10 protein-coding genes are annotated in these 12015 nt (G+C 69.3%); all 10 read left to right on the forward strand.

The window, feature by feature from the left end; genetic code table 11:
- Window positions 1-1167: pitrilysin family protein (locus VF665_RS02965; protein ID WP_331051912.1), on the forward strand; the 1167-nt coding region annotated here is incomplete at its 5' end.
- On the forward strand, window positions 1167-2606 hold the full coding sequence (locus tag VF665_RS02970) for a pitrilysin family protein (RefSeq protein WP_331051913.1): 1440 nt from the start codon (window positions 1167-1169) through the stop codon (window positions 2604-2606). The genes VF665_RS02965 and VF665_RS02970, both read left to right, overlap by 1 nt.
- Before the next feature lie 452 nt (window positions 2607-3058).
- Window positions 3059-4009, forward strand: a complete 951-nt coding sequence (locus VF665_RS02975) for a ribose-phosphate pyrophosphokinase (RefSeq protein ID WP_331051914.1) — start codon at window positions 3059-3061, stop codon at window positions 4007-4009.
- A 70-nt stretch (window positions 4010-4079) separates the two neighbouring features.
- Window positions 4080-4697, forward strand: coding sequence for a 50S ribosomal protein L25 (locus tag VF665_RS02980; protein ID WP_331051915.1), 618 nt, complete (start codon window positions 4080-4082; stop codon window positions 4695-4697).
- Window positions 4698-4758: 61 nt separating this feature from the next.
- Window positions 4759-5331 carry an aminoacyl-tRNA hydrolase gene (gene pth / locus VF665_RS02985; RefSeq protein WP_331051916.1) on the forward strand — a complete coding sequence of 191 codons (573 nt, stop codon included), beginning with the start codon at window positions 4759-4761 and terminating at the stop codon, window positions 5329-5331.
- Between the two features lie 188 nt (window positions 5332-5519).
- A complete protein-coding gene (locus VF665_RS02990) occupies window positions 5520-6068 on the forward strand; it encodes a DoxX family membrane protein (protein WP_331051917.1) in 549 nt (182 codons plus the stop codon).
- Between the two features lie 82 nt (window positions 6069-6150).
- On the forward strand, window positions 6151-6840 hold the full coding sequence (locus VF665_RS02995; RefSeq protein ID WP_331051918.1) for a glycoside hydrolase family 25 protein: 690 nt from the start codon (window positions 6151-6153) through the stop codon (window positions 6838-6840).
- Between the two features lie 113 nt (window positions 6841-6953).
- Window positions 6954-8054, forward strand: coding sequence for a redox-regulated ATPase YchF (gene ychF, locus VF665_RS03000; RefSeq protein WP_331051919.1), 1101 nt, complete (start codon window positions 6954-6956; stop codon window positions 8052-8054).
- 289 nt (window positions 8055-8343) lie between these two features.
- Entirely contained in the window at window positions 8344-10005 is a 1662-nt protein-coding gene (locus tag VF665_RS03005; RefSeq protein ID WP_331051920.1) for an ATP-binding protein, read from the forward strand.
- A gap of 370 nt (window positions 10006-10375) precedes the next feature.
- Window positions 10376-11557, forward strand: a complete 1182-nt coding sequence (locus tag VF665_RS03010) for an acyl-CoA dehydrogenase family protein (RefSeq protein ID WP_331051921.1) — start codon at window positions 10376-10378, stop codon at window positions 11555-11557.
- Window positions 11558-12015 lie beyond the last annotated feature (458 nt).

The raw sequence follows: 12015 nt of genomic DNA on the forward strand, positions 1-12015 counted from the left end.
AAGCAGGGCCGCACCGGCTTTGCCCACCTCTTCGAGCACATCATGTTCGAAGGCTCCAAGAACGTTGCCGAGGGCGACTTCGACAACCTGCTGGAAGCGGCCGGCGCGCGGAACAACGGCAGCACCAACACCGACCGCACCAACTACTACGAGGTGATGCCCTCCAACGCCGTGGAGCTGGCGCTGTGGCTGGAGGCCGACCGCATGGGCGGCCTGCTGGACGCCATGAGCCCCACCAAGCTCTCCGGCCAGCGCGGCGTGGTGCAGAACGAGCGCCGCCAGAGCTACGAGAACCAGCCCTACGGCATGCTGTGGGAAACGGCTTCCACGCTGCTGTACCCGGCCGGCCACCCGTACTCGTGGACCACCATCGGCAGCATGGCCGACCTGGACGCCGCGCAGCTGGAAGACGTGAACGAGTTCTTCCGCCGCTACTACGCGCCCAACAACGCCTCCATCGCCATCGTGGGCGACGTGAACACCGAGCAGGTGCGCCAGTGGGTCACGCGCTACTTCTCGTGGATCCCGCGCAACGCCGACGTGGAGCGCCCGCAGGTGCCGCTGCCGCAGCTGGCCGCGACGACATACACCACGCGCGAAGACCGGGTCACGCTCCCCGAGCTGACCATGATCTGGCGCTCCGACAAGCGCTTTTCGGCCGACGAGGCCGCGCTCAACACCCTGGCCTCGGTGCTTACGCAGGGCAAGAGCGCCCGCCTGTACAAGCGCCTGGTGTACGATGAGCAGATCGCCGCGTTCACCTCGGCGTGGAACGATGCATCGCTGCTGTCCGGCGACTTCTGGGTGCGCATCCGCGCCCGTCCCGACGTGGACCTGGACCGCATCGAGGCCGCGGTGAACGAGGAGGTGGCCCGCATTGCCCAGACGCCGCCCTCGCAGGAGGAGCTGGACCGCGTGGTGAACACGCTGGTCACCGGCTTCGTGGGCGCGCTGGAAACGGTAGAAGGCAAGGCCGACCGCCTGAACGAGTACCTGTACTACGCCGCCGACCCGGACCACGCCGAAGAAGACCTGGCCCGCTACCGCGCGCTCACCCCCGCCGACGTGCAGCGGGCCGCGCAGCGCTACCTGGCCGGACGCAACCACGTGGTCATCAGCTTTGTGCCCACCGGCAAGACGGCGCTCGCCGCCCAGGAGAACCAGTGATGATGAGGACTCTCGCGACGGTCGCGGCCGGCGCCGCCCTGGCCGGCTTTGCCGGGGCCGCGCAGGCGCAGACCTTTCCCACCACGCCGCCGTCCACCGGCCCGGCGCCGCGCATCGACCTGCCGGACGCCGTGCGCCGCACGCTGCCCAACGGGCTCAAGGTGGTGTACATCGCCCAGCGCGAGCTGCCGGTGGTGAGCGCCGTCATGGTTACCCGCGGCGCGGGCACCGGCGACGAGCCGGCCGCCGAGGCGGGGCTGGCCTCGTTCACGGCCAGCATGCTGGACGAGGGCGCGGGCGGAAAGAACGCGCTGCAGCTGGCGGACGCGCTGGACCTGCTGGGCGCCTCGCTCAGCACCAGCGCCGGGGTGGATGCCGCGCAGGCCAACCTGTACGTGCTCAAGCAGAACTTTCCCGCGGCGCTGCGGCTGATGGCCGACGTGGTGACGCGCCCGGACTTTCCGGAGCGCGAGGTGGACCGGCTTCGCCAGGAGCGCCTGACGCAGCTGGCGCGCGCCAAGGACGAGGCCACCACCATCGCCAACTACGCGTTCAGCAGCCTGGTGTACGGCGCGGGGCACCCGTACGGGCGCTACCCCACCGTTGCCACCACGCAGGGGCTCAACCGCGCCGCCGTGGCCGCCTTTCACGCGCGCGGCTACCGGCCGGAGAACAGCACGCTCATCCTGGTGGGCGACGTGAACCCGGCGCAGATGAACCCGCTGATCGACGCGGCGTTCGGCTCGTGGCGCGCGCAGGGCACCGGCCCGTCGCTCACGGCCACGCCGCCCACGCCCACGGTGGCGCGCACCACGCTGTACCTGATCGACAAGCCCGGCGCGGCGCAGTCGGAAATCCGCATCGGGCACCCGGGCGTGGCGCGCAACACGCCCGACTACTACGCCCTACTGGTGATGAACACGCTGCTGGGTGCGTCGTTCACCAGCCGCCTGAACACCAACCTGCGCGAAACGCACGGCTGGGCGTACGGGGCCAGCAGCAGCTATCAGATGCTGCGCGGCGCCGGCCCGTTCACCGCCCGCGCGGGCGTGCAGACCAACGCCACCGACAGCTCGGTGGTGGAGTTCTTCAAGGAGCTCAACCGCATCCGCACGGAAGACGTCACCGAGGCGGAGCTGGACAAGGCGCGCCGCTACGTGGCGCTGCGCCTGCCGGACCAGCTGGAGACCACGCAGGACATCGCCGCGCAGTACGGCAGCCTGGAGACGTACGGCATCAACCCGTCGTTCCTGGAGACGTACGTGGAGCGGGTGATGGCAGTGACGGCGGCGGACCTGCGGCGGGTGGCCAACCAGTACGTGCGCCCCGGCCAGTCGGTCGTGGTCGTGGTAGGGGACCGCAGCAAGGTGGAGGCGGGGCTGCGCGCCGCCAACGTGGCCAACGTGGAAGTGCGCGACGTGTCCGAGTTCGTGAAGTAGTCCTCGGATCGCCGGTCACGTTGGATGGCAAGGGCCGGCTCCCCGCGCGGGAGCCGGCCCTTTGTCGTAGCGGGGACGGAGGCTCGACGATCGACGGGCCGGAGGCTTTCGTGAGAGTGGCGGGCTCCACGGCGGCCCCCACCCGGGTTCGCATTACTCACCCACCCTCCCCCAAAACAGACTGGGGGAGAATCGTTCCGGGCGACAAACTCCAGAGCGCGTACCCAATGCTCTCTTCCCCCACGGGTTTTTGGGGGAAGGGTGGGGGATGGGGGCCTCTCTCCGTCGCGCCAACCCGTGCGGCCCGCCCCAAAGCGCGGCTGCCGTGTTCCTGGCTTTCGTACATTCGTACTTTCGTACTCTCGTACTGAACACCCCCCGCACTTTCGGCGCGTGTGTCCGGGAGGTATCTTCCCCGGCTCGCAATCCGTCTCACCCAACCCCGTCAGGACATGCCGGAAGCGTTCGCGAGCGGTGGCCCCATGCTGCTGGCAGGCACGGCCAACCGCCCGCTTGCCGAAGAAATCGCCGCGCACCTCCGCGTGCCGCTGGGCGAGGTGACCATCAAGCGTTTCGCCGACGGCGAAATCTTTGTCCGCATCGACGAAAACGTCCGCGGCCGCGACATCTTCATCATCCAGAGCACCACCGCGCCGGCCGACAGCATCATGGAACTGCTGCTGCTGACCGACGCCGTGAAGCGCGCCTCCGCCGCGCGCGTCACCGCGGTAATGCCGTACTTCGGCTACGCGCGCCAGGACCGCAAGGACCAGCCCCGCGTGGCCATCGGCGCCAAGCTGGTGGCCAACATGATCGAGAGCGCCGGGGCGGACCGCATCCTCTCCGTCGACTTCCATCAGCACCAGATCCAGGGCTTCTTCGACGTGCCGGTGGACCACCTGTACGCAGCCCCGGTCTTTACCCGGTACTTCCGGCAGAAGGGGCTCACCAACCTGGTCGTCGTTTCGCCCGACGTGGGCTCGGCCAAGATGGCGCGCGGCTTCGCCAAGCGGCTGGACGCCACCATGGGCATCATCGACAAGCGCCGCCCGGCCGCCAACGTGTCGGAGGTCATGAACGTGATCGGCGAGGTGGAGGGCAAGGACTGCCTCCTGAGCGACGACATGATCGACACCGCCGGCACCATGGCCGAAGCGGCACGGGCATTGAAGGAGCGGGGCGCGAACGACATCTACGCCTGCGCCAGCCACGCCCTGCTTTCCGGCCCGGCGGTGGAGCGCCTGACCAGCGCGCCGTTCAAGGAGATCGTGGTCACCAACACGGTGCTGGTGCCGGAAGAAAAGCGCTTTCCCAGCCTGACCGTGCTGTCCGTGGCGGACCTGGTGGGCGACGCGATCCGGTACACGCACAGCAACGAGTCGGTCAGCAGCCTGTTTGAGTAAACACGACGCGGCGCGCCCACCGGCCACACCGGCCCGGAAGCGCGCCTCGCACGTCTGAAGGAGAACCATCATGGCCACTACCAGGACCCTCAAGGCCGTCGCCCGCGACGCCAGCGGCAAGGGCGTCGCCCGCAAGCTCCGCAGCCAGGGCCGCGTGCCCGCCGTCGTGTACGGCCACGGCGACAAGCCGCTCGGCATTTCCGTGGACGGCCACGAGCTGGAGCTGCTGATGGCGGCCACCGGCGTGAACGCCATCGTCCGGCTGGAGCTGGAAGGGCAGGGGACGCAGGACGTGCTCCTTCGCGAGGTGCAGATGCACCCGTACCGCCCGGAAGTCCTTCACCTGGACTTCTTTCACGTCCACGCCGGCGAGCGCGTGCACGTCAAGGTGCCGGTGCGCCTGAGCGGCATTCCCGCCGGCGTGCGCGACGGCGGCGGCGTGATGGACCAGGTGCTGTACGACCTGGACGTGGAAGTGATGCCGGACCGCATCCCGGACGTGCTGGACGTGGACGTGTCGGCGCTGGACATCGGCGAGTCGCTGCGCGTGGGCGACGTGGCCACGGGCGACTTCAAGATCCTGCAGGACGTGGAGCTTCCCATCGTGTCGGTGATCGCGCCGCGGACGGGTGGCGACACCGCCTCGCCGGAGGGCCCCGACACGCCGCTGACCAAGTCCGGCGAGTGATTGGCGTTCCGTGCTGGAGCGGGTGCGCGCGTGGCTCGCGGGGGGTGACCACGGAGGCGATGTGGCCGGCGCCAAGGTGATCGTGGGGCTGGGAAACCCCGGCCGCGAGTACGAGAACACCCGCCACAACGCGGGATGGTGGCTTCTGGACGCCCTGGCCCAGCGCTGGGGCGTTCCGAAGTTCCGGACGGAAAAGACGCAGGCCAACGCCACCACGCGCGTGGAGCCGCACCAGGTGCGGCTCATCAAGCCGCTCACCTACATGAACCGCAGCGGCGGCGTGCTGGTGGCGCTCAAGCGGATGGGCGCGCTGGACCTCACGAAGGACCTGCTGGTGCTGGTGGACGACATCGCGCTGGAGCCGGGAAAGGTGCGGTTCCGCGCCACGGGGAGCCCCGGCGGGCACAACGGGCTCAAGTCCATCGAACAGGCGCTGGGGACGCGCGACTATCCCCGCCTGCGCATTGGCGTGGGCGCCAAGCCGGAGGGGCGCGACCTGGCGGACTGGGTGCTGAGCCCGCTTCCCAGGCCCGACCGCAAGCTGATCGACGAGCGATTGCCGGAACTGTGCGACGCCGTGGAGGTCTGGATGCGCGACGGCATCGAGGCCGCGATGGACCGCTACAACCGCTGAACCGCGCCGGAGCCTGGCTCCGGCGCGGTTTATCTTTTTAGAGGCGTGGATTCCCGGACGGCAACGGCGGTTCACGCGGAGGACACGGAGGTGCGCGGGGGAACAGCGGAGGGGGCAACGGTTCGGGGATGGATGGGGTCGAAGGGTGATCTTCGTTATCGGGATTCCTTTTCGCGGCTCCTCAGATCATGGACGGCTCGCTGAACCGGTTCCGCGCCAGCCCCGTGGCGGGCGGGTGGATCACGCTCCTGCGCTGGTTTCTCGCCGTGGTGTTTCTGGCGCCCGGGCTGGAGAAGCTCGCGGGGCGCAACATCCACCACGAGGGGCCCGAGGCGGTGATGCCGTTTTTTGACGCGCTGCACGCGGTGCCGCTCTACTGGACGTTTCTGGGCGTCGCGCAGGTCGCGGCCGGGGCGCTCCTTCTGTTTCCCCGCACGGCCACCCTGGGCGCGCTTCTGGGGCTGCCGGTGATCGCCAACATCGCCGTCCTCATCGTCGCGCTTCCGTTCACCGTATCGGACCGCATCGCCGTCGGCATCCTCTGCTGCGGCTACGCCACCCTGCTGGCGTGGGACTGGCCGCGGCTGCAGCCGGTGCTGGCGGAGCCCTCCGCTTCGGGCTCCGTCCCCGGCGCCCTTCGCCACGCGTGGGCGCGCCCGAAGTTCCGTGCGTCCATGGCGGTGGCGGTGGGGCTGTGGCTTGTCGTGCACGTGCTGGATCGCCTGGGGCTGATCTGATCGTGCCGCGAAAGGACCCCTGTGGCGGCTTGCGGGTATGGCAGCGGCTCTGGTCGCAGATCATCCCAAGTCGTTGTTATCCATGAAGATCACCGCATTCGCGCGCGCGGCCGCCGTGGTTGGCGCGCTCCTCCTGGGCGCATGCGACACCGTCCCCACCGGCACCTCTCCGTTCACGGATCAGGTGGAGGGGATCGACGTGTCGCACTGGCAGGGCACCATCGACTGGAACGCCGTCGCGGCGGACCGCGTGGACTTCGCCTTCATCAAGGCCACGGAAGGCGGCGACTACACCGACCCGCGCTTTGCCGCAAACTGGACGGCATCCGCGCGCGCCGGCATCCCCCGCGGCGCGTACCACTTCTACCGCCCGCAGACGGACGCCGCGGTGCAGGCCGACCTGTTTCTGCGCGTGGTGCAGCCCCAGGCGGGCGACCTGCCGCCGGTGCTGGACGTGGAGGTGACGGACGGGCGCTCCGCGCAGGCCATCGCCGCCGGCGTGCGCACCTGGATGCAGCGCGTGGAGCAGGCGACGGGGCGGCGCCCCATCCTGTACGTCCGCGCCGGGTTCTGGAACCAGAACGTGGGCGCAGCCATGCCCGAGTATCCGCTCTGGGTGGCGCACTACGACGTGGTGGAGCCCGCCATTCCCGCGGGCTGGAGCCGGTGGACCTTCTGGCAGTACTCGCAGACGGGGCGCGTGGCGGGCATCACCGGCGACGTTGACCTCAACCACTTCGCGGGCACGCGCCAGGAGCTGCGGGGCCTGTAGCCGCGCGCCGCGTTGACGAACGGCGGCCGGGCGGGTAGCTTTGCGGAGGCCGGTTCCCCGTGGCGGGGCGCCGGCTTCTTCGTTTTTCTGTTGATCCTTCGGGTGTTTGCAATATGCTCAAGCTCGGAATCGTGGGGCTGCCCAACGTGGGCAAGTCCACGCTGTTCAACGCGCTGACCTCGGCCGGCGCGGACGCGGCCAACTACCCGTTCTGCACCGTGGAGCCGAACGTGGGGATGGTGGAGGTGCCGGATCCGCGCGTGGACCTGCTCGCGGAAAAGGTGCAGCCGCAGCGCGTGCAGCGCGCCACCGTGCAGTTCGTCGACATCGCCGGGCTGGTGGAAGGCGCGTCGGAGGGAGAAGGGCTGGGCAACCAGTTCCTGGCCAACATCCGCGACACCGACGCGGTGGTGCACGTCATCCGCTGCTTTGACGATCCGGACGTGGTGCACGTGATGGGCGGGGTGGATCCCGCGCGCGACCGCGAGATCATCAACCTGGAACTCGCGCTTTCCGACCTGGCCGTGGTGGAAAAGCGGCTGGAGAAGCAGCGCAAGGCGGCCCGCGGCAACGACCGCGACGCCCAGGCGGAGCTCGGCCTGCTGGAGCGGCTGAACGCGGCCCTCAGCGAGGGCAAGCCCGCGCGCGTGGTGGAGGCCGGCGACGAGGAGCAGAAGATCCTGCGCTCGTACAACCTGCTCACCAGCAAGCCGGTGCTGTACCTGGCCAACGTGGCCGAATCGGACCTGCCGGAGGGCGACAACGCCCACGTGCGCGCCCTGCGCGCCGCGGTGGAGGCCAGCGGCGAGCGCGCCGACATCGTCCCCATCAGCAGCAAGATCGAAAGCGAACTGGCCGAACTGCCCGCCGAGGAGCGGCAGGAGTTCCTGTCGTCGCTGGGGCTCACCGAGCCGGGGCTGCACACGCTGATCCGCGCCGGCTACCGGCTGCTGGGGCTGCAGGTGTACTTCACCGCGGGCGAAAAGGAAGTGCGCGCGTGGGAAATCCCCGTGGGCGCCAAGGGTCCGGAGGCGGCCGGCGTCATTCACTCCGACTTTGAGCGCGGATTCATCCGCGCGGAGACGGTGGGCTGGGACGACTTCGTCAAGACGGGCAGCGTAAAGGCCGCCAAGGAGCAGGGGCTGATGCGCTCCGAAGGCAAGGAGTACGTCGTCAAGGACGGCGACATCCTGCTCTTCCGCTTCAACGTCTGACGCTCTTTCCTGTCGATGAACGGCGCGCCCCGGTGGACTCCACGTCCGCCGGGGCGCGCTGGCGTGGTGCGTACGATTGGCGGACACTGCCCGGATTCCGTACACCGGCCCGGCATCCCCGCATCCGCACGGCGGATCGGAACCGCGCCCGCGGCGTGTACGGAATCCGATCAGCTGCCTTGTTTCTGCTGATCCGCGCAAGTGTATCAGAGTGTGGGGTTTACGCGATTCTTGGTGATGGTGCGCGGCGTGCCTTGTGAAGGGGGCGTCCTCCAACCCGCCCCGATCCATGATCCTCGATACCGCCCGCGCACTCCAGGTTCAGGCCCTGCTGCAGCAGCAGGAGCGCGAAGCCGCCCCCCGCACCGTGGAGCCCGGCAGCACGTTCTGCTGCGACGAGCAGACCAGCGCGATCCTGGCGCGCTCCACCATTCTGCTGGTGGACGACGAGCCCGCCAACATCCGCATGCTCACGCGCATGCTGCAGCGCGCCGGCTGCGTCGCCGTGCTGAGCGCCACGGACCCGGCCGACGCCATGCGGCAGTACCGCGAAAGCGCGCCGGACCTCATGCTGCTGGACCTGCGGATGCCGGGGATGGACGGCGCCGAGGTGCTGGAAGCACTGGGCGACGTGCGCGCCGATCGCGCGCTGCACCCCGTGCTCATGCTGACGGGAGACGACAGCGCCGCCGCCCGCCAGCGGGCGCTCCGGGGCGGCGCCAGCGACTTCGTCACCAAGCCGTTCGAGGTGTCGGAGGTGCTGCTGCGCATCCGCAACCTGCTGGAAATCCGCTTCCTGTATCAGCAGCAGCGCGAGCAGAACGCGGCGCTGGAGCGCGCGGTGCTCGCGCGGACGGCGGAGCTGCAGATCGACATCGCGCGGCGCGAGGCGGTGCAGCGCGAGCTGCAGGGGAGCGAGGCGCGCTACCGGCACCTGGTGGAAAACGCCAGCGACATGATCTTTGAGGCGGACGCCGCGGGGCTCATCCGCTACGTGAACCAGACCGGGGCAGACCACCTGGGGATGGCGGCGGAGCAGCTTCGCGGGCTGCCGTACCTGCTGTTTGTGCGCCCGGACGCGCACGGCCCGCTGCGCCGGTTTTACCTGAAGCAGAAGCGCCAGCGCAATCCGCTGTCGTACAAGGAGTTTCCCGCCGTGGGGCCGGACGGCGCGGAGCGGTGGATCGGCCTGAGCGTGCGCATGACCTTTGACCGGCAGGGCGTGTCGTCCGTGCAGGCCATCGCGCGCGACATCACCGAGCGGCGCGAGCTGGAGCGGCTCAAGGACGAGTTCATCGCCGTGGCCAGCCACGAGCTGCGCAGCCCGCTCACCTCCATCCGCGCCGCGCTCAACCTGCTGAACGGCGGGCTGCTGGAGAGCCGCCCCGAGCGCGCCCGCGACACCATTGCCCTCGCCAGCCGCAACGCCGACCGGCTGATGCACCTGGTGAACGAGATGCTCGACCTGGAGCGGCTGGAGAGCGGCGTGGAGGTGCTGGACCGCCGGCCGTATGCGCTGTCCGAGGTCCTGGCGCAGGCGGCGGAAACGGTGGCCGCGGCGGCGGAGGCGGCGGACGTGCTGCTGATCGTGCGCCCCACGACGCTCACGGCGTTCATCGATCCGGACCGCATGCTGCGCGTGCTCGTGAACCTGCTGAGCAACGCCATCAAGTTCTCGCCGCGCGGCGGATGCGTGTGGATCGGCGCGGAAACGGCGGGCCGCGACACCCTCCTTTCCGTCCGCGACCAGGGGAGGGGGATTCCGGCGGCGCAGCTCAAGTCGGTGTTCGGGCGTTTCGCCCAGGTGCGCGCCTCCGATGCGCGCGACAAGGGCGGCACGGGGCTGGGGCTGGCCATCTGCAAGAGCATCGTGCAGCAGCACGGCGGCGAGATCTGGGCGGAGAGCCGCGAGGGCGAGGGCAGCACCTTCCGCATCCGTCTGCCCCGTTAGCTTTTCGGTCGATGGAAAACGAGAGCGCCCCGGCGGACCTGGTGTCCGCCGGGGCGCTCTCTCGTTCGATGCGGAATGTGCGGGCCTCAACCCGGCGCGGCGCCGGCCAGGGCGGCCGCGGCGGATGATACCGGATGCCGCACCCCGCGGTTTTCGGCCACCGGCTGCGGACCGGGCGGTGTGGGACTCGCGTGATGTACGATGTTTGTATAATGTTGAGGCGCCCGCGCGGACTCTCCCCGCCGCGCGCGGAAGTGCAGCGAAAACAGGTGGTTCGGGTTGCCGGGGCGGGGTGCCGCCTCTACATTCCGCCGTTTCCATCCGGGCCCGCAGCAGACAGACCCGATTCCCCAACCCAGGCGCGAAACCGATGGCCAGGTTTGAAGGCGTAGACTACTACGACATCGACGGGCTGCTCACCGAAGAGCAGCGCATGATCCGCGACACCGTGCGTCAGTGGGTGGACGAGAACCTGATGCCGGTCATCAACGACGCGTACGTGAACCGCTACCTTCCCAAGCAGCTGATTCCGGGGATGGCGGAGCTGGGCGTGTTCGGCGCCAACCTGCCGGAGGAGTACGGCTGCGCGGGGCTCGACAACATCTCGTACGGGCTCATCATGCAGGAACTGGAGCGCGGCGACTCGGGCATCCGCTCGTTCGCCAGCGTGCAGGGCGCGCTGTGCATGTACCCCATCTACGCCTTCGGCACGGAAGAGCAGAAGCACGAGTACCTGCCGCGCATGGCCGCCGGCGAGGTCATCGGCTGCTTCGGGCTCACGGAGCCGGACTTCGGCAGCAACCCCGGCGGCATGATTACCCGGGCGCAGAAGACGGACGACGGCTACGTGCTCAACGGCGCCAAGATGTGGATCACCAACGGGTCCACCGCCGACATCGCCATCGTCTGGGCCAAGACGGGCGAGCTGAACGACAGCAAGAGCATCCGCGGCTTCATCGTCCCCACCAACACGCCGGGGTTCAGCGCCAAGGACCAGAAGGGCAAGCTGAGCCTGCTGGCCTCCGACACGTCGGAGCTGGTGCTGCAGGACGTGCGGGTGCCGGAGTCGGCGCTGCTGCCCAAGAGCGGCGGCCTCAAGAGCCCGCTCATGTGCCTTACCCAGGCCCGCTACGGCATCAGCTGGGGCGCCATCGGCGCGGCCATGGCGTGCTACGACGAGGCGCTCAAGTACGCGACCAACCGCGAGATGTTCGGCCGGCCGCTGGGCGGAACGCAGATCCAGCAGGTGCGCCTGGCGGAGATGCTTACCGAGATCACCAAGGCGCAGCTGCTGGCCTGGCGCCTGGGAACGCTCAAGGAGCAGGGCACCATGCGCCCGGAGCAGGTGTCGCTGGCCAAGCGCAACAACGTGAACATGGCTACCGAGGTGGCCCGCGAGGCGCGGCGCCTGCTGGGCGGCAACGGCATTCTGATCGAGTACCAGAGCATGCGCCACATGGCCAACCTGGAATCGGTCTACACGTACGAGGGCACGCACGACGTGCACGGCCTCATTCTGGGCCAGGACATTACCGGCATCGCCGCGTACTGATCCGCTCTCCGCTGTTTTCCGGGCGCCCGCCGCGATCTCCGTGATCGCGGCGGGCGTTCGCGCATTCGCCGGGCGCGCCGCCGTCTGCGCCGTTCCGGAGACTGGGAAGGCGCGACCGGAGCGGCTTCCCGCGGGGCAGAAATTTCTGTATACTGTCGGCCCCCGCGCCGCGCTCGCGCCGCCGGCCCCGATCCCGCACGCCGCCGGCCCCCCATTCGGCAAGCTGTTGCGCCGGTTCTCCTTCCGGCGAGGACCGCGCCGGCCGTTCCCCTATGGACAATCCAGGTTTCCGGGATTAGCATTCACGCCTGTTGTTTCCGGATCCCGTAGCAGGTCCGCTGGCCTTTCTCCGCACTGTCCCGAGCTTCCCCCCCGGTTGTTCCCCCCGCAGTTGCACTGAACCGAATCGTGATCAAGCAAACCAGGACGATTTCGCGCGCAGCGCGCGGCGCCGCGCG

It is taken from the genome of Longimicrobium sp., from assembly GCF_036387355.1.
Taxonomy (GTDB): domain Bacteria; phylum Gemmatimonadota; class Gemmatimonadetes; order Longimicrobiales; family Longimicrobiaceae; genus Longimicrobium.

Bases quoted from the DNA above. Each gene is read 5' to 3' on its own strand.
- ychF (WP_331051919.1), top strand. From the start codon at position 6,954: ATGCTCAAGCTCGGAATCGTGGGGCTGCCCAACGTGGGCAAGTCCACG.
- VF665_RS03010 (WP_331051921.1), top strand. From the start codon at position 10,376: ATGGCCAGGTTTGAAGGCGTAGACTACTACGACATCGACGGGCTGCTC.
- VF665_RS02975 (WP_331051914.1), top strand. From the start codon at position 3,059: ATGCCGGAAGCGTTCGCGAGCGGTGGCCCCATGCTGCTGGCAGGCACG.
- VF665_RS03005 (WP_331051920.1), top strand. From the start codon at position 8,344: ATGATCCTCGATACCGCCCGCGCACTCCAGGTTCAGGCCCTGCTGCAG.
- VF665_RS02990 (WP_331051917.1), top strand. From the start codon at position 5,520: ATGGACGGCTCGCTGAACCGGTTCCGCGCCAGCCCCGTGGCGGGCGGG.
- VF665_RS02970 (WP_331051913.1), top strand. From the start codon at position 1,167: ATGATGAGGACTCTCGCGACGGTCGCGGCCGGCGCCGCCCTGGCCGGC.
- VF665_RS02980 (WP_331051915.1), top strand. From the start codon at position 4,080: ATGGCCACTACCAGGACCCTCAAGGCCGTCGCCCGCGACGCCAGCGGC.
- VF665_RS02995 (WP_331051918.1), top strand. From the start codon at position 6,151: ATGAAGATCACCGCATTCGCGCGCGCGGCCGCCGTGGTTGGCGCGCTC.